The sequence below is a fragment of the Paenibacillus radicibacter genome (assembly GCF_024721995.1).
Taxonomy (GTDB): Bacteria; Bacillota; Bacilli; order Paenibacillales; family NBRC-103111; genus Paenibacillus_AM; species Paenibacillus_AM radicibacter.
Map to the genome: position 1 here is coordinate 175,121 of NZ_JANQBC010000010.1, position 22,871 is coordinate 197,991.

Annotated in this window: 22 protein-coding genes; 15 read left to right on the plus strand and 7 right to left on the minus strand. The window is 44.1% G+C overall.

All coding sequences use genetic code 11. From position 1 onward, the window contains the following. Window positions 1-26: 26 nt before the first annotated feature. Window positions 27-1,700 (plus strand): alpha,alpha-phosphotrehalase, encoded by a 1,674-nt coding sequence (gene treC / locus NV379_RS18620; RefSeq protein ID WP_258208845.1) that lies wholly within the window; start codon window positions 27-29, stop codon window positions 1,698-1,700. Window positions 1,701-1,893: 193 nt separating this feature from the next. Continuing rightward, window positions 1,894-2,598, plus strand: a complete 705-nt coding sequence (treR, locus tag NV379_RS18625) for a trehalose operon repressor (RefSeq protein ID WP_258208846.1) — start codon at window positions 1,894-1,896, stop codon at window positions 2,596-2,598. Here treR and NV379_RS18630 read toward each other — a convergent pair. The 3 genes from NV379_RS18630 to NV379_RS18640 form a co-directional block, all read right to left on the minus strand. Continuing rightward, complete coding sequence (locus tag NV379_RS18630; protein ID WP_258208847.1) at window positions 2,571-3,416, minus strand: DUF4915 domain-containing protein; 846 nt, start codon at window positions 3,414-3,416, stop codon at window positions 2,571-2,573. The genes treR and NV379_RS18630 overlap by 28 nt on opposite strands. Before the next feature lie 99 nt (window positions 3,417-3,515). Next, on the minus strand, window positions 3,516-3,722 hold the full coding sequence (locus NV379_RS18635; RefSeq protein ID WP_258208848.1) for a hypothetical protein: 207 nt from the start codon (window positions 3,720-3,722) through the stop codon (window positions 3,516-3,518). Between the two features lie 93 nt (window positions 3,723-3,815). Further along, complete coding sequence (locus NV379_RS18640) at window positions 3,816-5,216, minus strand: SEC-C metal-binding domain-containing protein (RefSeq protein ID WP_258208849.1); 1,401 nt, start codon at window positions 5,214-5,216, stop codon at window positions 3,816-3,818. Window positions 5,217-5,386: 170 nt separating this feature from the next. Here NV379_RS18640 and NV379_RS18645 point away from each other — a divergent pair, with 170 nt between their 5' ends. The 10 genes from NV379_RS18645 to NV379_RS18690 all read left to right on the plus strand — a co-directional run bounded on the left by NV379_RS18645 (window position 5,387) and on the right by NV379_RS18690 (window position 15,624). Beyond that, window positions 5,387-6,487 carry an S-layer homology domain-containing protein gene (locus NV379_RS18645; protein WP_258208850.1) on the plus strand — a complete coding sequence of 367 codons (1,101 nt, stop codon included), beginning with the start codon at window positions 5,387-5,389 and terminating at the stop codon, window positions 6,485-6,487. 123 nt (window positions 6,488-6,610) lie between these two features. Further along, complete coding sequence (locus NV379_RS18650; RefSeq protein ID WP_258208851.1) at window positions 6,611-7,867, plus strand: MDR family MFS transporter; 1,257 nt, start codon at window positions 6,611-6,613, stop codon at window positions 7,865-7,867. Window positions 7,868-8,073: 206 nt separating this feature from the next. Next, on the plus strand, window positions 8,074-8,556 hold the full coding sequence (locus NV379_RS18655) for a hypothetical protein (protein ID WP_258208852.1): 483 nt from the start codon (window positions 8,074-8,076) through the stop codon (window positions 8,554-8,556). Between the two features lie 225 nt (window positions 8,557-8,781). Continuing rightward, the gene (locus NV379_RS18660) at window positions 8,782-9,300 is read left to right on the plus strand and encodes a DinB family protein (protein ID WP_258208853.1); all 519 of its coding nucleotides are present in this window, start codon (window positions 8,782-8,784) and stop codon (window positions 9,298-9,300) included. Between the two features lie 62 nt (window positions 9,301-9,362). Beyond that, the gene (locus tag NV379_RS18665; protein ID WP_258208854.1) at window positions 9,363-10,301 is read left to right on the plus strand and encodes a helix-turn-helix transcriptional regulator; all 939 of its coding nucleotides are present in this window, start codon (window positions 9,363-9,365) and stop codon (window positions 10,299-10,301) included. Window positions 10,302-10,360: 59 nt separating this feature from the next. Beyond that, window positions 10,361-11,119: a zinc ribbon domain-containing protein gene (locus tag NV379_RS18670; protein WP_258208855.1), complete on the plus strand. Its 759-nt coding sequence runs from the start codon at window positions 10,361-10,363 to the stop codon at window positions 11,117-11,119. 101 nt (window positions 11,120-11,220) lie between these two features. Continuing rightward, a complete protein-coding gene (locus NV379_RS18675; protein WP_258208856.1) occupies window positions 11,221-12,063 on the plus strand; it encodes a MerR family transcriptional regulator in 843 nt (280 codons plus the stop codon). A 93-nt stretch (window positions 12,064-12,156) separates the two neighbouring features. Beyond that, entirely contained in the window at window positions 12,157-13,506 is a 1,350-nt protein-coding gene (locus NV379_RS18680; RefSeq protein ID WP_258208857.1) for an MATE family efflux transporter, read from the plus strand. A gap of 62 nt (window positions 13,507-13,568) precedes the next feature. Next, the gene (gene deoR, locus NV379_RS18685; protein WP_258208932.1) at window positions 13,569-14,495 is read left to right on the plus strand and encodes a DNA-binding transcriptional repressor DeoR; all 927 of its coding nucleotides are present in this window, start codon (window positions 13,569-13,571) and stop codon (window positions 14,493-14,495) included. A gap of 91 nt (window positions 14,496-14,586) precedes the next feature. After that, window positions 14,587-15,624 (plus strand): aromatic acid exporter family protein, encoded by a 1,038-nt coding sequence (locus NV379_RS18690; protein WP_258208858.1) that lies wholly within the window; start codon window positions 14,587-14,589, stop codon window positions 15,622-15,624. A 52-nt stretch (window positions 15,625-15,676) separates the two neighbouring features. On the opposite strand, the gene cysC is transcribed toward NV379_RS18690, so the two are convergent. From cysC to NV379_RS18705, 3 genes are read right to left on the minus strand one after another with little or no spacing between them, the layout of a single operon-like run. Continuing rightward, the gene (gene cysC, locus NV379_RS18695; protein WP_258208859.1) at window positions 15,677-16,216 is read right to left on the minus strand and encodes an adenylyl-sulfate kinase; all 540 of its coding nucleotides are present in this window, start codon (window positions 16,214-16,216) and stop codon (window positions 15,677-15,679) included. Between the two features lies 1 nt (window position 16,217). Further along, entirely contained in the window at window positions 16,218-16,955 is a 738-nt protein-coding gene (locus tag NV379_RS18700; protein ID WP_258208860.1) for a sulfotransferase, read from the minus strand. Next, window positions 16,931-19,579: a glycosyltransferase gene (locus NV379_RS18705; RefSeq protein WP_258208861.1), complete on the minus strand. Its 2,649-nt coding sequence runs from the start codon at window positions 19,577-19,579 to the stop codon at window positions 16,931-16,933. The genes NV379_RS18700 and NV379_RS18705 overlap by 25 nt, the downstream gene beginning before the upstream one ends. A gap of 231 nt (window positions 19,580-19,810) precedes the next feature. Here NV379_RS18705 and NV379_RS18710 point away from each other — a divergent pair, with 231 nt between their 5' ends. Both NV379_RS18710 and NV379_RS18715 read left to right on the plus strand, forming a co-directional pair. After that, window positions 19,811-20,284, plus strand: coding sequence for a hypothetical protein (locus NV379_RS18710; RefSeq protein ID WP_258208862.1), 474 nt, complete (start codon window positions 19,811-19,813; stop codon window positions 20,282-20,284). A gap of 23 nt (window positions 20,285-20,307) precedes the next feature. Then, window positions 20,308-20,514: a hypothetical protein gene (locus tag NV379_RS18715; protein ID WP_258208863.1), complete on the plus strand. Its 207-nt coding sequence runs from the start codon at window positions 20,308-20,310 to the stop codon at window positions 20,512-20,514. On the opposite strand, the gene NV379_RS18720 is transcribed toward NV379_RS18715, so the two are convergent. After that, window positions 20,470-21,777, minus strand: a complete 1,308-nt coding sequence (locus NV379_RS18720) for a glycosyltransferase family 2 protein (RefSeq protein ID WP_258208864.1) — start codon at window positions 21,775-21,777, stop codon at window positions 20,470-20,472. The genes NV379_RS18715 and NV379_RS18720 overlap by 45 nt on opposite strands. Before the next feature lie 33 nt (window positions 21,778-21,810). On the opposite strand from NV379_RS18720, the gene NV379_RS18725 reads away from it, so the two are divergent. Next, a complete protein-coding gene (locus NV379_RS18725; protein ID WP_258208865.1) occupies window positions 21,811-22,848 on the plus strand; it encodes a glycosyltransferase in 1,038 nt (345 codons plus the stop codon). The last annotated feature ends 23 nt before the right edge of the window (window positions 22,849-22,871 follow it).

Genomic DNA, 22,871 nt, shown 5'->3' on the forward strand with positions numbered 1-22,871 from the left:
GCAGTACAAATAAGAGGTGAACTACCATGAATAACATCAAATACCCAGATTGGAAGAAATCTGTCATCTATCAAATCTATCCGAAAAGCTTCCGTAGCGCGCAAGGGCGTGCTACGGGAGACATTCAAGGCATTATCGAGAAGCTTGATTATTTAGCAAGTCTTGGCGTTGATTATTTGTGGCTGACGCCGATCTATACATCTCCGCAGCATGATAATGGGTATGACGTAAGTGATTATTATGCCATTGATGAGAGTTACGGGACGATGGAAGACTTTGATATTCTAATTCGCGAAGCGAAAGCACGCGGGCTTGGCGTTATGATGGACATTGTCGTGAATCACTCTTCTACAGATAATCAATGGTTCAAGGAATCCCGGAGCAGTCGTGATAATCCATACCGAGATTATTATATCTGGAGGGACAAGCCGAATAGTTGGGAATCGAAGTTTGGTGGGTCCGCATGGAAATATGACGAGTTAACGGGTCAATATTATTTGCACCTATTCGATGAGTCGCAAGCCGATTTGAACTGGGAGAACGAACAAGTACGACAAGACGTGTATGAGATGATGCGCTTCTGGGCGAATAAAGGCGTGTCAGGCTTCCGACTTGATGTCATTAACCTCATCTCGAAAAAAACCGATTTCCCTGATGATCTAGACGGGGATGGTCGTATTCACTATACAGATGGACCACGTGTTCATGAATATTTGCAGGAAATGAATCGTGAAGTTTTCGCTGGTCGTGATGTGATCACGGTAGGCGAGATGTCTTCTACATCAATAGATAATTGTGTGCTGTATTCTCGCCCGGATCGGGAAGAGCTATCCATGACGTTCAGCTTCCACCATTTGAAAGTGGATTATCCTGGTGGGGAGAAATGGGTAGAGGCACCGTTTGATTTCCAGATGCTCAAGACCATCATGTCTGACTGGCAGGTGGGGATGCAAGCAGGCGGTGGCTGGAATGCCCTGTTCTGGTGTAACCATGATCAGCCGCGTATCGTATCCCGCTTTGGTAATGATGGAGCGTATCGGGAGTTGTCAGCGAAGATGCTGGCGACAACGCTGCATATGCTGCAAGGAACACCTTACATTTATCAAGGCGAAGAGATTGGTATGACGAATCCGAACTTCACACAGATCAGTGATTACAGAGATGTCGAGACCCATAATCAGTATGCGATTAAATGTGAGGAAGGTGTGCCTGAAGAGGAAGTGATGGCAGCAATTCGACAGAAGTCACGCGATAATTCTCGTACACCAATGCAGTGGGATGCCTCCACGAATGCTGGTTTCTCTACCGCAACACCTTGGATAAATGTAGCTTCTAACTATCCTGAGATTAATGTGGAGCAAGCGCTTCAAGATGAACATTCCGTTCTTCACCATTATAAGAAGCTAATTCAACTGCGCAGAACAGTTGATGCAGTGACAAGTGGCACCTACGAGATTGTATGTGCCGATCACCCTGACGTTTGGGCATATACACGAACAACGGATGAGGAAGTGCTCCTTGTCGTCAGCAACTTCTATAGTCATGAGACGACGGTTGATTTATCCGACTTAATCGATATAACGAAGGGGAATGCGGAAGTGCTGTTATCCAATTACGAGGATGCCGCATACCCATGCGAGCAGCCCTATCCACTTCGTCCCTATGAATCGATCATTTTCCGTTTCAAATCGCATGCATAAGCGGTAGTTAAGCTATGCATCATCATGCCAAAGAACCGCTTCATGCGAACGCTCTCCTGTGTTCGTGTAAAGCGGTTCTTTGTGGTACGATAATAGGAAATGAGTATGTTCAAAAATGCTTTTTTCTCTGTAGTGACTTAGGCTTTTGAACATACTCTGTAAAAGTTAACGGAATACTAGGGGGCAATCTCAGATGACAAAGTATGAGCTCATCATAGAGGCAGTCGTCCAGAAGATCGAAGCGGGCAAATGGAAAGAAGGTCACAAAATTCCATCCGAAACCGAGCTGATGGACGAATATGAAGCAAGTCGGGGAACGGTACGCAAGGCAGTTGATTTAATGCAAGAGCGAGGCTATGTACAGAAAATTCATGGCAAGGGTGTATTTGTGCTGCGCAAGAAGAACATCGAGTTCCGCTTTGGCGGCATTGTCAGCTTCGCCGAGGAGAACTTGCGGCTGAACCGCAAATTCCAGACTCGTGTCGTGGAACTTGCTCATTTTCCAGCAGATAAAGATATAGCGAAACTTCTAAGTATTAAAGCCAAGACGGACATAACACGTATCAAGCGGGTTCGGCAGCTTGAGGAAGAGAATGTGATCTTGGACATCAATCATTTTGTAACGGAGCTGATCCCAGATCTGACACAAGAAATTGGTGAAACCTCGATCTATGCTTACATTGAAAAAACACTTGGACTGCACATCAGCTACGCTCAGCGTGTAATTGAAGTACAGCCGTGTACGGAGGACGATCGTAAGTATCTGGATCTCAATGGTACAGAATACGTGGTTGTCGTGAAGAACTACACCCATCTCTACGATGGCAGGCAGTTCGAATATACAGAATCCAGACACCGACTGGATAAATTTTATTTCTCTGATGTGGCGCGCAGATAAAGCTTGCGGAGCCATTTCTTGTCGACGATCATCATTTCATAGATTTCAAGGCAGGGTAGTGGGATCTCTTTCACAAGGGTTAGAGATTGTTTATCCATGATTTTAATAGAGGCAGTTCCTTCTTTTTCAAGCGAATGCCGATCATAACTGACACCTAGAAAAATATGTTTCTTAGAGAAACACAAGCCACGCGTAAATCCTTCAAATGGCAAAATGCGGGTTCCATTCACGTCATGAACGATCAGCTGGGAGGAATAGGAGTCGCAGACATAGTATCGCCCCTCGTCCTGCTTAGGGTTGTGTGGGGCGTTAAGGCCTTCCCATAACTTTGTCATATGATGAATGTTCATTACGAATCCTCTGTTATGAATGTTGGATGAGTATTCGCGATAGTGCTGATAATCGCCAAAGGCAGTCGCAACAATTTGATCATCCCATACCCCAAGACAATTGACGTGCCAAGAATCGTCTTCACCTGGGTATTTCAGGCGACGTATGATCTCACCTGTTGTAGGCGACATCGTGACGATTTCATTCGTCCCAGTCGAAACAGCATACAAGATTTGATCACGAAGCATGACATCGTGAACGTCACGAATTTCAATACCAAGTATTGTCTGCATCTCTCCACTGCGATGGTAGACTTGAAAATGCATCATATGTTCGTTCTGCATGACGCGCACGAGCATATCTGAATCATAGCAAATTCCGTTGGAGGGATGATTGTCGATAATATGAATGTTTTCCTTGTGGTCCATATATAAAAGCCCGCCATTTGCTGGACAGGAAATAAGTAAGATTTGATCCGATTTCATCATAGTATTCAACCTCCTGATATACGATATGCTAGGAGGTAGGGGTTGGACTAGGAGAATATAAGAATAGGAGCTGCCCGTTTATTAGAGCTGCTCCTATCGTTATAAGGGTTTATTTCGTTTGCCCCAAAAGCTAAGTTTCTTGCGGTGTTTCATCGATCGAGGAATATAGGAAGTAGGTTCAAGGCTGCTAGACTCTACAGGAGAGTTAAATTCGATTGCGAGTGAATCAGGTGGAAGACGAAGGTTATCATCCTTGGATAATAGCAATCTTAGTTCTTCTTCTGTCAAAATATCACGTGACTGCAACTGGCACACCTCCCCTTATCACCCTGAATTTCCAATATTTCCATTATACACAAAAAGCCAAAGTTCGGAATCAGAACCTTGGCTTTTTTATCGTTATTTCAATTTGCGTTTCAACCATTTTATGAGATCAGTATGCAAGTTCCAGAGATGAACATGACCTTGTGCATAGAAAATCGCTTCGTTCTCATCCCCGTATCCGATAAACTCAGGTGTTTTACGTGGGAGTTTCTTATCACCAGTCAAGTAAGCTGTAACATGCGGATTCTGTTTGTTCGCTTCTTTCCATAGAGAAGTCAATTGTCTTGTCGTTCCCTGGCGCTCAAAGTAAATGAGCATACGGTTGAAGTTCATATTCGCACAGTTATCTTCTTTATATTGCTGAAGAAGCTGCTCGGCTTTATACGTTTGCTTGGTGCTTAAGTAAGCCGTTAATAGCGAGTAACGCACACCTTGATTGTCGTTCGTATTGAGTGCCAGCATGTGCTCATACTGTGCAATCGCATCACGCATACGGCCAAGCTGGTGGCACATTTGTGAATATCCAAGTTTCGCACGCATGTAAGGACGAGTAGATACCATTCCCCAGAAGTTGCCTTTATACGTCTCAAAGCTTGCTGCATCCATTTCTTGTTCAGCGACTTGCATACCTTGTTGGTATAACTCTAGTGCTTCCTCTGATTTGGACGCAGCTTCTGCTAGGATTGTATAGGCATCTGCACTGTTTGGATAAAGGGATAGAGCTTTCTTCGCAAGTTCAATGCGTGTCTCTTTTGACGACTCACTCCATGCAACGTATAGAAGAGATTGTGCTTCTTCTTTGTTTGTCGACTTAGGTGCAAGTGAAGCAGCAGATTCATTCATCAAACGGTCGATGAACGAAGCCGTTTTCATTTTACTAGCAACGGGATTGGAAGAGCTTTCAAACAATTGTTGGACTTGCATTAAATCTTGTTCCGTAATGTGAAGACGAGCAAGTGGATTGTTCGCTTCGACTTCATTACGACTGCCATAATTCATCACTTCCATGTACTCGATGAGCTGTTGGAAGCGTTGGGAGATCGTGCTGGAAGATACGTCATATTTGTCAGCTAGATAAGATTGTGTAATTTGGTTATGTGTGTATTCCTGTGCAATGTAATATTCAATTGCTGCAGCGAATGCGCCTTCTTTACGAATGACAGGTTCTGTATCGCTAACATAGGCATGCCATAAGAAAATAGCTTCCGTAATGTATTTCCAATCATATACACCTGTCATCTGTTTGAGCAAGTAATCAGCGGTCGTTCTATATAGAGGCTGTCTCCATTTCAGCTGGGATTCAATTAGATCTTGAACCGTCATCTCTGTGAATTTGGTTGGACCTGATTTCTCCGGCATGAAGGCAACCGTCGGAATAATATTATGGATTTGATCATTCTCAAGACAGCACCGCTTGTATTTCTTTTTGCTGCCGCATGGACATGGATCATTTCTGCTTACACGGTGAATGACCATACACCTCCAATGTGTTTGTAATAGTTGGGCACATGTCATTATACCATTACTTATTTTTTTGTGAACTAGCAGCGAATTGATTTCCAATTCATCCCTAATGTAAATGATCCGTATGTCTGGTAATATTGCGAATGTAAATAACAGGCAACAAAGAGAGGGAGAAGAAAATTATGAAAAAATTGTTATTAGGTGCAACTGCGTTCGCAATGTTCGCAACAGCAGCTCCAACAGCTACATACGCTGCAGTAAAAGAAGAGGAACCTGTTACAGATCCTCGTCTGGAATACTTCGCTAAAGATATGATGAACCACTGGGCAACGCCTACAATGATCGACCTTGTACAAGCTGATGTACTTAAAGGCTATGAAGAGAATGGTGAAAGATTCATTAAACCAGAAGGTAAAGTAACTAGAGCTGAATTCGTAGCGATTTTACTTCGCGCTGCTGATGTAAAAGTAGAAGCTTCCGAGAATAAATTTGAAGATGCTAAGAAAGGTGACTGGTTCTATGAAACAGTAGCAACTGCACATAAGCTAGGAATTGTTGCTGGTAAAACAGAAACAGAATTCGCACCGAATGCATCCATTACACGTGCAGAAGTATCTGCAATTCTTAACCGTTTCTTCGAAAAAACAATTAAATTCGATGGTGAGACTGTAGCTTTCAATGATATTGCTGAACATTGGGCAAAGAAAGATATCGAGAACATGAGCAAAGCTGGCGTTGTTGCAGGTTATGGTAAAGAATTCAAACCTCAGAACGATGCAACTAGAGCAGAAGCTGCAAGCTTGATTCAGCGTGCACTTCACAAAGAGCAGAACACACTTCCTGAAGCTGAGATGCTAGCTAAGAAAGCGGAAGCTGTAGTTAATCAACTGAAAACAGTAGCAGAATCCGAGGATCTTGCAGCTGGAGAGAAATTCTTCACTGAAGAAACAATGGGTTATGAAGCTGCTAATGGTAAAGTTATGATCGCTATGCTAAAAGCTCTATTCGAAGAGAAATTGAAAATGGAAGTAACATTCACAGGAACACCGAAATTCGAAGTTGCTTTTGCATCTGATCGTTACGCATCTGTTAAAGTAAGTGGTCTTGATGCAGAAATGAAAATTGGTGAAGGTGAAACAGCTATCACTCAAAAAATTAACATGGATGATACATTGAAATTCCGTCATGTAAATGGCGTGTGGAAACTTTACGGTAGCGTAGATAGCTACCAACAATCTGCAGACGATTTATTCGAAGAAGCAGAAGTTGAAGCAGCAGAATAAGGGTACAGAAAGCGGGTCAGATGACCCGCTTTTTTATTTGCAAAGAATAGGGGATGTGATACACTGATGCACAGTAATAAGAAAATGGAAATACATGTTCGCATCTAGGGAGGGAGATATCACATGGCAATTAATTTCAGAAAATTCATGAAACTAGGCGGGTTTCACCCCGTTGCCTGGGGACTTATTATTGGTACGTTCCTTTCGCGTACGGGTTTTTTTATGACGATCCCGTTCCTAGCGATTTATCTAGGAAAGGTTAAAGGCATTGATCCTGCCACAATCGGGGCGATTCTGGCGGTTAGCTTATTCGTGGGAACATTAACAAGCTTTATTGGTGGAGCGTTATCAGATTTAATTGGACGTTATCCAGTGCTCATTCTCTCAATGGCGCTGTGGAGCTTGGTAATGGTTGGGTTTGCCTTTGCAGATGCGACGTGGATGTTCTTCGTTCTTAATGCGCTCAATGGCATATTCCGCAGCGTATTTGAACCGACAGCAAGAGCACTGCTTGCGGATGTCACGACCGAAGATAAACGAGCAGATGCGTTTAATGCTAGATATTTTGCAATCAACGTAGGGGGAACTATCGGACCTCTTATCGGTCTTAAGTTAGGTATGGGAGGAAGCTCCTCGGAGCTGCCATTCTTCGTCGGTGCAGGTATATTTGCTGTATATGCGATCGTATTAATTGGTTATCTGATCAAGTACAAAGAAGTGAAGCATGAGAAAGCAGCGTCTAATTCGATGAACCAGATGTTCAAGATTGTGTTCACGGATAAGGTATTCTTATACTTCTTGCTCGGTAATATATTTGTGTCGGGTGCATATTCGCACTTAAACGGGACGTTATCGCAGTATATTGGTAATTACAGTGTGGAGACGTTCTCTTTCTTATATGTAGTAAATACCGTCACGGTATTGGTGCTGCAGTACCCGATTGTGAAATTCATGAAGCGCTATTCCTCGTTATCTGCACTTAAAATCGGGTGTATTTTATTTGGAATTGGACTATTCGGATTCGGGCTAACGGAGAATTTATTCTTACTTGCTGTGGCGATGGTCATATTCACAATTGGTGAAATCTTAGCGTTCGTTATTGGTGATGTCCTTATTGGTGAGATTGCACCCGAGCATCTAAGAGGTACTTATTATGGAGCAGCAGGTTTCATGTTCATTGGACAGAGTGTATGCGTCTGGATCGGTGGCTATCTATTGCAGGTGCTTGGTTTCAACCAAGGACCGCTGTTGTTCGGTATCCTTATGGTGCTCTCGTTAATCGCGTATCCATTCTTTAGCATCGGTCAACGTCAGTGGGAGAAGAGGAAAGGTGTTTCTTCTGTTGTGGATTTCCAGAAAGAAGGAAATGTGGCGGGGTGATAGAAGTAATTAATAAGATGCGCGATTAGGGGCACTGCGGAGAAAAGATGGGCTTCCGTGCTCCGGTTTATTTGTGAATTTTTGATTCGATTTTATGAATTATTCACAAATAAAATTCGCACTCCAGCCCATCTTTTCTACTCCGTTAACTCATGCGCAATGAGCTACTTTTAAATACTTCTGGAAGTAAGGCAGGAGAAGACGTGATGACTCGCCTCCATTCTCGAGGCATCGTAGTGCTTACACTTCTCGTTTTGTGCTTATTCCTCACAAGTTGTACAAGTAAGAACACACAGATTACCTCAAAGCCATTACAACCAACTACAACAACTCCAAGTGCTCACCTCGAACCCAAACAATATAAGCTCAAAGAAAGTGATATTGAGCAGATTACTATTTACTACGGACAAAAAGACAAAATTAACCTTCAGATTACCTCACCTGATTTAATCCAAACTTTCATTGCCTACATCCAATCTGCCACTTTGGCAAGTGGAGAGATTACAGCAGACTTATTCCGCACCATCGTTATTGAATACCAAGATCAATCTACCGACGAATTCGTATTCGGTGGATTAGGCTATTATTTCACAGATGCTTCTGGACAGGGTTGGACCTACAAAGTAAACGATTTAGGCAATGGCTCACTCCCATTTCCCAAATGGATCGAGCAGCTTGAGACAAAGTAATAGAATGTTAATAGCAACTCATGCTCATCCGTGAACGAAGGAGGAAAGAAGGGCTGGAGTGCGAATTTTAATTGTGAATATACCTATAAACCTAATCAACATTCACAATTAAACCGGAGTGCGGAAGCCCTTCTTTTCGCCGTAGTGGTGCTAAGGTTAGCAATGGTGCTCACACAATACGCTGACACTAGTATGTACACGATAATTTCAAAGGAGCTGTTTCGCATGGAACAAGTAAAACCAGATTTGAATGTAGCATCACTTGTAAAGGATTTTGTAACTTACAACCACTGGGCGAATCAACGACTCGTGGAATGGCTGCGTACGAAGCCGGCTGATACGATGGATATCGAAGTGCCGTCCAGCTTCACAACAATCCGTACAACCCTTCAGCATATCGCCAATACCGAGCGATTCTGGCAAACTGTCATATCCGATCATCAAGGAGTTGTAGATCAGACCTTGAATCCTGAAGAAACCGCAGAAGAAGTCATGTCCAGACTGCTGCAGCAGTCTGAAGAAATCGTCCAGCGCGTAAGCTCTTTCTCCAATGAACAAGCCACTGTCGATACACACTACGAGAGTCCTTGGGTGCAAGGTACACTTCCTAAGTTCGAATACATCATGCATATCGTCAATCACAGCACGTATCATCGCGGTCAGATTACAACAATCGGACGCAACATTGGGTTTACAGATGCGCCGATGACCGATTACAATTTCTATAGCTTTTTTGGCAAATAAATCACAACCTTGGTCTAGCAATAGATCAAGGTTTCTTTTTACAGAAGTAGGAGGTTTTTATTATGAAAATGGATCGACTGCTCGGCATCATCATGATGCTCGTGAATCGGAGAATGATTCAAGCGAAAGAATTAGCCGATATGTTCGAAGTGTCCGTGCGTACGATCTATCGGGACGTGGATACGATTAACCAAGCAGGCATTCCCGTCATCACCTATCAGGGGGTAAATGGTGGAATTGGAATCGCAGAAGGATACCGTCTAGACAAGAACTTACTGACGAACGATGAGCTTGCCGCGATCGTAACAGCGTTGCAGAGCGTTTCTACTACACACCCGAGTAGAGGCAATCAAGTCTTGCTGGAGAAAATGAACAGCTTCATTCCAGAAGCGCATGCCGAAGCCTTTCATTTTAAGACGAAGCAATTATTTATCGACTTCTCTCCGTGGGGACACACACCTTGGCTGGAGGACGCCATTACCTTATTAAGAGCTGCGATCGAACAACGTAAACACGTCTCCTTTACGTATTGCAGCGCAAATGGTGATCGTACAAGCCGTACAGTTGAGCCGTATACCTTGGTGCTCAAAAGCCAAAAATGGTACTTATATGCGTACTGTAACGATCGCGAAGCCTTTCGTTTCTTCAAGTTGTTTCGGATAAAAGAACTGCAAGCGAAGGATACAATGTTCACTAGACAGGATATCGACCTTCAAGAGTTGCCTTGGGACAATCGGAGAAACGATGAAGATTTACGGCTTCAGATGAAGCTGCGTTTTGATGAGAAGATCAAGCATATGGCAGAAGAGTGGTTCGGTGCTGAAAGTCTGCAAGAGGAAGAGCGAGGCAAATACGTCGTACAAGTTTCTTTTCCAGAAGATAATTGGTTGTATGGGTTTATATTGAGCTTTGGGCAGCACGTGGAAGTGATTGAACCTGCGCATTTACGTAATAAAATCAAACAAATGGTTGATGAAATGAAATCAATTTATGAAACCTGACAATATGCTGTCAAGTTTACACGTGTATGATGAGCATATAAATGAAAGGGGAGATAAGAATGACGAAATTATTATGCCAGAGTTGCGGCATGCCAATGGATCATGAAGAATTGAAAGGTACGGAGCGTGATGGCAGCCAGAGTGATCTGTACTGCAAATATTGCTATGATCAAGGTGAATTTGTAAATCCGGATATGACGCAAGATGAGATGATCGAGATTTGTGTGCCGCACATGGTTCAAGATGGTATGGATGAAAGCCAGGCGCGTGCGATGATAAGTCAGATGCTACCACAGCTCAAGCGTTGGCAGGTCAATACAGATACTGCTCATGTGATCGAACCTGTTACAGTGACACGCGATGAGATGAAGGTGATCGGGATTGCAACTCGTACCACGAATGCTTGTGAAGCAGGACCAGAGGGAGCGATTCCGAAATTGTGGCAGCAATTTTTCGAAGAGCAAGTGGGAAGTCGTATTCCAAACCAATCGGAAGCACCCGCGCTCCTCGGTTTATATACGAATTATGAAAGCGACATAACCGGTGAGTATGATATGGTCATCGGGATGACGGTGAACACACTCGAATCGATACCAGATGGTATGGTTGGACAAGTGATTCCAGCCGCCAAGTATGTGGTCTTTACATCTCCAATTGGGCCTTTGATGGAAATCATTCCAGCAACTTGGCACCACATCTGGCAATGGATGCAGCATACGGAGGAAGTTCGTACATACACAGGAGATTTTGAGCTTTATGATGCACGAAGCAGCAACCCGAATGCGGCTCAAGTGGATATTTATATTGCAATTCAGTAGAATAAGGTAGAGATCGAGACTTTTACACATAAGCGCATTAGCCGCTAGATGTAGAAGTCTCTTTTTACATAACAACAAGCCCGTAGATGGGAGAGGCAATCATGTTAAGCAATCAACGATTTACGATTGGTGAGATGGCGAAGATGCATCGCGTGGCGGAATCGACTTTGCGTTATTACGATGAGAAGGGGATTTTTACGCCGAAGATGGTCGATCCGAATACACATTATCGTTATTATACGCTTGATCAGTTTTCCACGCTCGATCACATTAAATTCTTGCGGCACTTGAACATCCCTATCAAAGAAATTAAGCGATATATGGATGAACGCACGCCTGCTTACGGATTAGAGCTATTAATGAAGCAGAAAGAGCTGATGGTAGAGAAGCAGAAAGAACTGGAATATACGTTGATGAAAATGAACAATGGCATCGATATCATTCAAGAGGCGCTCGAAGTCCCTCCAGATAAACTCATCATCAAGTCGCTGCCCAAGCGAATGATTGCCTCTGCTGCGATTATGCCCAATGCAACGGATGAGATGTTCGAATACAGCATTCATCAATTGCAGAAGAAGGTGCTGCAAGATAGTAAGCTCAGTGAATTGATGCTGTACACTGGCGCATTCGGAGTATCTGTTGCGCAAGAGGCGCTGCGGCAGGGAAAATATCAAGCCTTTAACAGTGTGTTTCTTCATCTAAGCGATATTCCTTTTGATGATGCGATGTTTAATTCGATCCCCGCAGGGATGTTTGCCTGTATGCATCATTTGGGGCCTTATGAGCAGTCTGCCAGCACGTACGAGCTTCTGCTTCGTGAAATTGAGCGTAATCAATATGAGATCACCGGCGATGCACTTGAGCTGAGTCTGATTGATTTTTCCATGACGAAGAATCCCGAAGAGTATATAACCGAGCTTCAAATTCCTATTCGTCGTCTTTAAAAATGTTAATTTTTCCCCTTAAATCTTCTCTTGACCTTCAAGTTACTTGAGGGTTTAAGCTGTTAAGCAGGAAGTAGAAAAGGGGAAATTGTTATGCAACAAGAAATGGTTCATCAAGATTTAAGGACGAAAAGTATAAGTAAGTTGTTCATGTCCTACTTAATCCCGGCAGTGCTTGGTATGGTGCTCATGTCGGTTAACATTATTATTGATGGGATTATGGTAAGCCGCGGGGTAGGTGCACTTGGACTTGCAGGTGTGAACGTCGCATCACCGGTGTTCCCGATTATTTTTGCGATATCGCTATGGATTGGTATGGGTGGAGCAACCCTGTATTCCATCGCACTTGGGGAAAATAAGGTCAAACATGCGCAGCATATTTTTACGCAATCGATCACACTCGCTGTTGTCATTGTGACGATCATTATGTTCGTTTTTTCATGGAATATCGAAGGGCTTGCTTATTTATTCGGGGCGAATGATGTCATCCTTCCGTATACGATTGAATATTTGGAAGTCTTACTTATGTTCGGGATCGTCTATGTACTCGAAAATATACTGAGTATCTTCATCCGTAATGACGGGAATCCGAAACTTGCAATGGCGGGTCTCATTACAACGGCTGTTCTAAATATCGTATTTAACTATATCTTTATTTTTATTTTTAACTGGGGAGTTAAAGGATCTGCGTACGGTACGATCGTCTCCGCAGCAATTGGTCTACTGGTGCTGCTTACGCACTTTTTCCGCAAGAAAAGTATATTGAAGTTTACGAAGTTAAAGTTTGATTGGTTGGTTGTGAAAGAGATTATGACGATTGGTTTCCCAAGCTTTATGACGGAAATGTCCGCAGCCATCGTAACAGTCGGTTACAATGTCACATTCATTAAGTATGCAGGCGAGACGGGAGTAGCAGCCTTCGCGATTGTGAACTATATTCATACGATGGCACTTCTGATGTTCTTCGGGATTGGCGCGGCACTGCAACCGATTGTGAGCTATCACTTTGGTGCAGAACTGCTAGACCGCTTAAAAGCAGCTTTGCGACTCGCTATCAAGACCGCACTCATATGTGGAGCTCTAGCTATTGTAATCGGCTTTATCGGTGCGAAATACATTGTTATGATGTTTGATATCAAGACGCAAGAATTGCTTACATTTACGATTAAAGGAATTGGGCTATTCTTTATTCAATATATTTTCTTAGGATTTAACATTGTGTATGCCGAGTATTTCCAATCGATTCGCCAGACGAAACGCTCGACCTTTATTATTCTAAGTCGTGGTTTACTGCTCGTATTCCCGCTCCTATGGATCATGCCAAACTTGTTTGGAGTAAATGGGATTTGGCTTGTACCGGTTACGGCAGAAGCGATTACGATGGTTGTCATCATCATCATGAACCGTCGCAAGGACCCGCTTCTAGTACCGAAGCATGCATAGTATAATTGGATAAGGATAAATACAAGCATTGGAGGCATGAAGAGTTCGTGAAACTGCAAAAAATGATTGAAGCCGCCAAGCTTTATTACTTATACGATTATAGCCAGCAGGATATTGCGAGCAAACTAGGGGTTTCTCGTCCAACCGTGTCAAGGCTTCTGCAACAAGCCAAAGAGGAAGGGATTGTGGAAATTCGTATCACAGACCCAACCGAGAACAATCGATTGTTGGAACAAGAGTTGGAGCAGGCATTTGGACTGAAGAAGGCGCTCGTCGCTGCTGTTCCTGTTTATGAAGATGATGTGATCAAGACGCATATCGGGCAACTCACGGCAGACTATTTGAATGAACTTGTGCAAGATGGCGATCTGATCGGGACAAGTTGGGGAACGACACTTTATCAAGTTGCGTTACATTTGGAGAAACGTCATGTGAACAACGTACGTATTGTACAATTAAAAGGCGGCGTGAGTCATTCGGAGACGAAGACGTATGCGACAGAGACCGTGCAGCTCTTTGAGCAAGCGTTTGATGCGAAGTCGTATCAACTCCCGCTGCCTGCTATTGTAGACCATGTGGTCGTGAAGCAGGCGATCGAGCAGGATCGGCACATTCGAAGTCTGCTTGAACTCGGCAAAGAAGCGAATATTGCCTTGTTTACAATCGGTGTACCGAAGACGGATTCCTTACTGTTTCAAGTTGGCTATTTAACGGAAGAGGAAGAACGGTATATGATGGAACATGCGGTAGGCGATATTGCGTCCAGATTTTACGATCATGAGGGAAATATATGCAACGAGTCGCTAAATGCACGGACGATCGGGATTGAACTACATGAGCTCGGGAAGAAGGATCAATCGATCTTAATTGCTGGTGGTGCGAAGAAAGTAGCGGGTATACGCGGTGCACTGCGGGCGAAGTATGCCAATGTCCTCGTAACGGATTCCTATACGGCTCGTATGCTTCTACAATATGAGGCTGTGGAATAGCTTCTAACAGAGCGGGAATGCAGGGTCATGGTATTTCGCTTTCAGATCATGTAAGATATAGGTTACTTATCATGTAAGAGGAGGAACAACTGTGACTTTTGGAGCTAGAGTGCTCAAGACAGGAATGGCTGTTACATTGTCCCTGTTCATCAGCACATTATTCCAGTTTTCAAGTCCAGTAATTGCAGCTGTAGCCGCAATTTTTGCGATGCAGCCTTCGATTTATCGATCTTGGCGTTATTTTCTGGAGCAGCTTCAGACCAATACATTAGGTGCAATACTCGCACTACTCGGGGGATTCTTCTTTTCCAAAGAACCTCTAGCAGTTGGGTTTGTATGTATTCTAGTCATCATGCTATGTTTGAAGCTTAAAATGGAAGAAACGATCGGATTGACACTTGTAACGGTAATTGCAGTTATGGAAGCGTCTGGGAATGCAGAGTTATATGGAGATTGGCAATTTGCACTTAATCGATTTTTACTCATATTAATTGGAATGTGTTCGGCGTTTTTGATCAATATTTTGTTCTTCCCACCTAAGCCGAAGGAACAATTCGGGAAGCAGATTCATACGGTGTTCTCGAAGCTATCCTTGCTTCTTCGTACAACGATTTCCAATGAAATCAAGGAAAGCGTCTATCGTGATGAGAAGCAGACGATGGATGATTCGCTGAAGTCTATTTCGGATAAATACAAGCTGTTTGAAGAAGAACTGAAGAAGATGAAGAAGGCGAAGTACTCCCAAGCTAGAGATCTAGTCATTTATAAAAAAATGTTGCAGACAATGAGCAAAGGGGCGGAAGTACTCGATGTCGTGGAAGAGCACTATTTCCATTCACCGCGAACCCCTGAGATTGATGCGATATTTGATCATCACCTAGAGAAGCTCACGAAATTCCATGAGCATACGCTGCTCAAGTTTGAAGATATGTTAAAGCCAGCTTGTACGGACGACCTGGAGATGGAAGAACTCAACGAGCAGTTTATGACGCAAATTTTGGATCTCTACGAAAGTCATAAAGAAGGTATGCACCGGATGATGATTGTAGCGACCGTCATCTATGATTATGGCTACCAGATTTTACGTTTAGATAAAGTCGTAGAGCATCACCATCGCGGAACAGATTAAACTTGTAAGTTAGAAGAAGGATAGTATTAGCAGAAGATGAGCTTCTGCGGTACTATCCTTCTTTGTTGTGACCCGGAATAGCTGCCAGGATGATCTCGATACATTCGTCCACCGATTTCAGATGGGTCGGACAGATTGCTTGCGGGGCAAGTGGCTCCTCATAAGCTTGATGAATGCCTGTAAATTGCTTGATCTCACCAGCCTGCACTTTCTTATAGAGCCCCTTCGGATCCCGCTGTTGGCAAATTTCAAGCGGACATTCCACGTACACCTCAATGAACGGATCTACACCTACACTTTGCCGAACTTGTTCACGAATTTGGCAGTATGGCGAGATCGATGACACGATGACATGAAACCCTGCCGTAAGCAGCAGCTTCGCGACTTCGCCTGTGCGCCGTCCAACTTCGATGCGGTCTTCAGCCGCAAACCCAAGATCCCGATTCAAGCCTTGGCGCAGTACGTCTCCATCGAGAATAATCGACGGGGCAAGCACTTGGTTCAAAGCTTCCGCAAGGGTTGTTTTACCAGCCCCAGATAAACCCGTGAGCCAGACAAGGTAACGCTTATGTGAATCACTTATATCACTCATATCACTCATATCCATAACGCTTCATTCCCTCACGGCAATATTGGCGAATCGCTTGAATTTCATTGTTCGTTCGAGGGCGTCTTGTGCTGTTCAATCGAACGGATAGGACGTCATTGATCTCATCAAGAGATATGTCTGCCAATTGAGATAATACGTGTAGGGTATTGGGCTCTCGATTCGTAATGTCCTCATATCGGAACAAGTAAATCTGATTACCCTCATTGTGTAATAATGAATATTCATCAGCATGTTGATTCCATATGCTTGCGAATTGTTTAATGTTCCCTGCCCAATAGCGCTTCTCGCTTCGCCAGACATCGATAGGACTACGGATGAGCAAGATGATGAGAATGTTAGGAAAGCACAGTTTTAACAGATTAATCTCGTCTTTCCCATAACGTACTTCCTTAAAGCCAATTCGATCGTGATGTACACGGTGCTGGCTATATAGGGTATGAAGTAAAGTTCGTGTACTCTCCCTAATAGCTGCATCAATATAAGGGAAATCTGGTGTCATGTTGGCTATCCATGTATTCGGATTCTCGTCGGTGCCGAAGTATGCGTGCTTCTCCTGTTCACTCACCTTAGAGAAATGCATCAAATCCCTGCGCATTTCAATAAATTTCCCCAGAATCCCACCTTGCTCACCCCAGATTAAGGTCTTCTTCCTCGCATTGAAAATGCGCTGCACAAGGGTTGAGCCTGTTCGCTGTGTCACACTTGAGATGACGATATCCATGAAAGTTCACCTCTGGGTGTCCATATTGCGTGAATCTGTACGGGAACATCATCATGAATGGATTGTTCTGCAACGATGATATCCGGTTTGGCATAGTGCTCATCTTCCCAGTTCATCCATTGCAATCGACCGAAGGAATACGTATATCGCCCTGCAAATTGCTTCATACGCAGGTAAACCAGATCCCCATTAATTAAATGATCGGTAATGAATTGTCCTAGTAATGAATTTGGTAGGGGGGATTGCTCGACATAAATTTCAATCAACTTCGTGGAGGTTTGCGGCGTTGGTACAAGCACAGATTGCCCTTGGACACTTAAGTTTGCTTGCAGTAAAGATAACCAATGTTTCCGCCATCGTTCTTTGGAAAAGGAAGCTGCGACGCTTCTGGATTTCTCCTTGAACGCGGTCATCACTTCAGGATGATCCAGTAAAGAGCAGATGGCTTCCCTTAGGGCATCTCCACTGGGCTCAATGAGCAGTCCATTGTAGTTGTTTAACACCAGATCGGTTAGTCCACCGACCCGAGTCGCAATCACGGCATTGCCGCATGCCATTGCTTCTAGACATGAAAGACTAGTTCCTTCGCTATATAGGGTTGGAATGAGCGTAATATCTGCTTGCTTGTAGGCATGACTCATCTCTTCAAGCGGGAGAGAATACCATTTGACGCGACCTGGCCATTGCCCTATTTTACGGGTGACATGCTGGGTGTCTTCGTTACTTCCTTTTCCAACAAAATGAAACTCGACCTGCGGGTATTGTTCCAATACCCCATCCATGAGCTCAAGAACCATATATAAGCCTCGTGCTTGATACAATCTTCTCGGATACAAGATGACAACTTTATCGCGCAGATCAAGGTGATTATCCCGTGGGGTAAATACGTCCGTATCGACATAGTTAGGGATAACAGTCATCTTCTGTCCAACCGCATAATCGATCGTCTGGAACCAGTTCGGTGAGTTGGTATCGACCGAAACCAATTGATGGCATAGCGTAGCACCTTCAATAAATCGTCTATTCGTCTCCCAGAATGTGACGCCGTCTTTATAGGAACTACCGGGTTGATCCCAGGAAATACCGTGAATGATTCCGATACTGTTCTTGTTGTTTGCATAGGGCCAAGCATTGAAATAGGCCGAATATATATTCACAGCAGATTGGTTAGCCGTCTGTTCTTGGAACAAGCGGTTAAATGTAGTGACAGTGGGGATGGAGAAGGGATAGGTCTGCTGTCCGCCTCTGGACAAAGAAACAACATCAATCTCGCCAAATTTGCGAATCCACGTGTAGTTGCCATATTGATAAATGGTCATTTGGATCCCTAGCTGCTTGCAAAGCTCAGATAGATCGACGAGGTAGCGCTCTGCTCCGCCGTTATAGAAGTTGTTTCCTTCATAATCAAGGAAAGTCACCGTCATAACCGCAACTTTATGTGCGGAGGAATAGTTTCCATATATTTTCCAGAACATCCAATCCTGCTTCCATACATGCTCGATCTGATCCACACGTGATGACCAAGAATGGGTGAGTGCAAGCTGAGCGCCACTATACTTCGCTTGCATCGCAATAGCTGGATGGAACGAGAGTAAGATTGCACGTTCGAACTCATCGACATGGCTTGCGATTTGTACCCAAGAACTTGCATATGGAAGAACTTCGGGCAGTGGGGTCGATACGATGGGAATGCCTAACGCGCTATATTCATAAAACTTGAGTGGTGAAACATGCTTGGTAATGTCGTTAAGGATAAACGGAATGATCGCCACTTGAAAATACCGCCCATAAGCCGCAAGCTCGCTATATTTCTTCGCACCTAATAAATGAACATTGTCGGGGAGAGAGAGCTGATCCCGATCTTCACGACCATTCTTTCCAATACAAATAAACTGCCAGTCTGGACGCCGAATGGCAATTGTACGAACCAAGTCTATATGGAACCAATCTTCAATGGCACCGAAGTACCCGATGATGGGTTTACCTTGCTCGATGAGAGGACGCAGTTCAACAGGAATTTCGGTCGACGATGTACTCGTCTGAAAGTCTTTCACATGAACAGCATTGGGTATATACATCGCATTCGCACGTTCGGCAACATAGGTTTTTAGCGGCTCCGCCGAGTACGTCACAAGAGCAGCATGCTTTACAACATCATCGTGCTTTCTGTGCATTTGCTCATCATAGAGTGAGAAGAATTCGAGTTGATCGAGCAGATCGTACCAGATCACTTTATGGGGCAATAAGTCCGCCCAAGCCATCTGCACCATCCAGCTAATAACAACAATGACCGATAAGCTGCGCAGTGCAGGGAGTAGATAGGCATCGCCACCACGAAGCACGAACAAATTATTTTCCACTTCATCAATTGAGAAAGGCTCCTGCTGCGTATCGCAAAAAAAACATAAATAACCCCGCTCGGCAAATTCCCTCAAGAAATGTTGTGGCCGTTGCTGCGGTTCCCAGCCTACAGCCCCGGGATATACAAGGATTGCTTTGTAAGATTTTTCTTTCAGGATGTTCATAATGGTTAACGTTTCGGCATGTAGATGTCCATGAAACATCCGACTGTAGTAAGTCTGACGGGCTGTGTATTCAGATATAAAAGTGGGTACTTGCTCCAATCGGGTTGCCTCCTAGTATTCTTCTAAATGGATACAACATGTGTATGTGAAAGGCGTTTCTTCGCTTGTATCATAGCCTGCTAATCTTGCAATTATTTGTAACTTCTTGCGTGATTTCCTCCATCTTGATCACGGTAGGCAGTTTGATCAACTTCATATGGACGAGTTGCTCATCATTTTGGGCAGACATACTGTGGTACTAGGTTATCCAACTTTAGAGGGGGGAGTAGGTTGGTCAAAAATGTGAAGATACGTTCTTTTCGCACGATCAGCAGTATTCGTAAGAAAACGAGCTGCAAACCCAAGAAGACACCGATTAGCAAACAAATCAAGCGTCTACGCTGTTATGTGATCAAGGTGACGAAGTCGCTCTCCAAGCGAATTAAAGCTTTATCGAAAAAAGTGAGTTTCCTACTTGCTGCCACAGTTACCTTGCAGAAAAAAGTAGATCAATTGACGAGAGCGCAGCAAGCAAACGAATCACAAATCGCTTTGCTTACGAGTCAAGTTCAGACACTAACTGCTCAGACATTGGCGACTTGGACTTTATTCGATGGCAGAATGGGTACTCAAATTGTGATTGCGACAGATGGGGGAACTGTATCGGGAACTGTGAACACGTTAGGTACCAATTATGTTCAGATCTTAGAGCCGACAGGTGACATTGTACTGACTCCGTTTAACAACGTTATTTCGGTTGTTTAACGATCTAGGATAGGAGGATTATCATGAATTTTGCTCAATCGTTAGCGAGTTATATCGGGCGCACAGTCGAGGTTTTTCAGGCAAATTCTTATCTGGAAGGGCAACTCCTATCCGTCAATGATGGATACATCGTGGTTCGGGTTGTAAATCCGAGTTATCAATTGCCCCCTGCAGATACGACCGTTTTATTCCCTAACATTCAGTTCGTTCGTGTACTTGTCGGAACTTAAGGTGTAATGATGAATAAACCATGTGAGCCACTTTGGATACCGATCCTTGTGGGTTTGGCTTGTGCTGGTTGCACGTAATCTACGGTGGTACAAGGCTTTAGGCAAAGAGAGGACAGGATGGTTCATGGCGATTCTTGCAAGCATTTGAATATCTTCAAATAGTCTTCCGTCAAAAGGGTCTGCACAGAACCATCCTTCCAGCTCTCGTAAACGCAGAGTTTGATACAGCCTAGGTGCGCGTGGCATCGCACTTGTCAGTAGTTCATGAAGAGTCATTGGAGGCTCGCTCTCTATTTCTTTCAAGAGAAGTTGTCGGTTACGTCTTTCGTGCCAGATGATGTGATTACCGTGAATGATACCTGCTTCGGGATGCAAGTGAGCCTGTATAGTTAATTCCTCGAGACAATGTGGTGCAAGCCAATCGTCGCCATCAAGCTCCAGCAGCCACTTTCCTTGTACAAGTGTTAAGGCCTGATTTAAGCAGGAAGCCTTGCCATGATTGATTTCGCTACGGATCATCTGAATGCGTGGGTGGGATAGGAAGGGTGCAAGCGTAGCAGCTGTATCATCGGTTGAGGCGTCGTCAATGATTAATAGCTCCCATTCTGTAAACGACTGTATCAGTACACTGCGAATTGCCCAAACAAGAGTTGGAGCATCGTTATACGTACATAACACAATCGTGACGAAAGGTGGTTCTTGAGGTGGATATATTTGTAGGGGCTCGCGAATAATCGTGTTGATGTAAGACCACTCTTCTTCTGATTTACACCACTTAGGAATAGGACTGCCATCTGCGGTCCAATTATCCGTCTGAACCCTCATCCAATTCCAGTCCGCATCCAACCTGTAAGCTGTATCAAGAAGTACATAATGTTCGAATGGAAGCCAGTCTATAGATGTAAATCCGACTGACTGGTGGTTATGAAGTAGGGCAGAGATACGCCAAACAATCGGTCCACGTGGAATTATAGAATGCGACAATCCATCAATGATAACACCTGCGGTGTCTACCGCCATCTCGTCAATCCATTTCTCTATTTCATTGGCAAAATGGGGCGTAATCTGTTCACCATCCAACAGTGTTAGGCAGAAGTCCCCCTCATATTGTTGTTTATAAGCATGCAGGGCTGCATTCATCTGCTCTGCATAATGGGATTGAAGTTTGATGATCGTGCTAGCCGGCAGCCATTCGTAAAGAAGCAGCTCAGTTTGTACATGGTTAGCAATACGATTTGGTAGTTGCAGAAGGAAGATGAGCATGATCATACCTCCGATAAGGTTAGGTGACGCCAAGTGAGCATTATCATTTACCTGCCATCCCTGGATTGGACTTGGATGAAACAGCGTCCTCAGCATCTGATGAGTGAACTGGCGAGACTAGGGCATACGGTTTATTACTGCAACCGAACGCAAAGTGATCGACCCGTTGAAGAAGTGGAACATGGATTGTTCGTCGTTCATCAGCATGAGGAGTGGATACGCGAAGGGCTTCCAGCCTTGAAGATGCGGGAACATGCAGATGTCGGGGTATGGTGCACCCTTCCGATGCAAGCAGGCTTCATCAAGCAGGAAGTTGATCCCGATTGGGTCATCTATGATTGTGTGGATGAAGTGCCGCAATGGCTTGCTTATGAACAACAAATCGTAAGTATCTCAAATGCTATCGTCTGTACATCCGAGCGACTTTATCGGCGCTTGAATCTTACTTATCCCGAACAATCCATCCACCTCATTCGTAATGCTTATGATGTAACAATGAAGGTTCATTTCGAAGTGACTAATCCACAGCCTGTGCAGCAAATACCACTGCAAATCGGCTTTATCGGCGCATGGGCACCGTGGGTGGATGAAGGGTTGCTGCTCAAACTTGCTGATGTGCTGAAGAATACGGAAATTATCATCATTGGGCCAGAATTTGAACGCAAGTATTCAGGCGCGCTTCAAAGACGGTCTAACATTCATTTTCTAGGATTAAGAAGGCATGATGAACTTGCTGATCTGATGCGGCGGCTCACCGTTGCTATCATCCCATTCCATCTCACACCAATTGCACTGGCAGCAAATCCGGTCAAAGCTTATGAGTATTTGGCTGCGGGCATACCTGTAATCACGACCAATTTACCTGAGTGCAGACGAATGGCTCCGCATGTCGATGTAGCGGCAACACAGGATTCGTTCATACAGCTGGTGAAGCATCGGTTACAAGAGCCAGGAGATGCAGTAGCTAGACAGCAGTACGCCCTCGCGAATACTTGGCAGCATCGAGGAGAGCAGGTTGCAGAATTGCTCGCTACCTTACAGATTAAGCAGGAAGCTCAGCCAAAGTGCTAACTTAAATGGTTGTATACTTAAGA

Coding starts and splice junctions, on each gene's coding strand:
- treC (WP_258208845.1), top strand. CDS start 27: ATGAATAACATCAAATACCCAGATTGGAAGAAATCTGTCATCTATCAA.
- treR (WP_258208846.1), top strand. CDS start 1,894: ATGACAAAGTATGAGCTCATCATAGAGGCAGTCGTCCAGAAGATCGAA.
- NV379_RS18630 (WP_258208847.1), bottom strand. CDS start 3,416: ATGATGAAATCGGATCAAATCTTACTTATTTCCTGTCCAGCAAATGGC.
- NV379_RS18640 (WP_258208849.1), bottom strand. CDS start 5,216: ATGGTCATTCACCGTGTAAGCAGAAATGATCCATGTCCATGCGGCAGC.
- NV379_RS18645 (WP_258208850.1), top strand. CDS start 5,387: ATGAAAAAATTGTTATTAGGTGCAACTGCGTTCGCAATGTTCGCAACA.
- NV379_RS18650 (WP_258208851.1), top strand. CDS start 6,611: ATGGCAATTAATTTCAGAAAATTCATGAAACTAGGCGGGTTTCACCCC.
- NV379_RS18655 (WP_258208852.1), top strand. CDS start 8,074: ATGACTCGCCTCCATTCTCGAGGCATCGTAGTGCTTACACTTCTCGTT.
- NV379_RS18660 (WP_258208853.1), top strand. CDS start 8,782: ATGGAACAAGTAAAACCAGATTTGAATGTAGCATCACTTGTAAAGGAT.
- NV379_RS18665 (WP_258208854.1), top strand. CDS start 9,363: ATGAAAATGGATCGACTGCTCGGCATCATCATGATGCTCGTGAATCGG.
- NV379_RS18670 (WP_258208855.1), top strand. CDS start 10,361: ATGACGAAATTATTATGCCAGAGTTGCGGCATGCCAATGGATCATGAA.
- NV379_RS18675 (WP_258208856.1), top strand. CDS start 11,221: ATGTTAAGCAATCAACGATTTACGATTGGTGAGATGGCGAAGATGCAT.
- NV379_RS18680 (WP_258208857.1), top strand. CDS start 12,157: ATGCAACAAGAAATGGTTCATCAAGATTTAAGGACGAAAAGTATAAGT.
- deoR (WP_258208932.1), top strand. CDS start 13,569: ATGATTGAAGCCGCCAAGCTTTATTACTTATACGATTATAGCCAGCAG.
- cysC (WP_258208859.1), bottom strand. CDS start 16,216: ATGAGTGATATAAGTGATTCACATAAGCGTTACCTTGTCTGGCTCACG.
- NV379_RS18700 (WP_258208860.1), bottom strand. CDS start 16,955: ATGGATATCGTCATCTCAAGTGTGACACAGCGAACAGGCTCAACCCTT.
- NV379_RS18715 (WP_258208863.1), top strand. CDS start 20,308: ATGAATTTTGCTCAATCGTTAGCGAGTTATATCGGGCGCACAGTCGAG.
- NV379_RS18720 (WP_258208864.1), bottom strand. CDS start 21,777: ATGCTCATCTTCCTTCTGCAACTACCAAATCGTATTGCTAACCATGTA.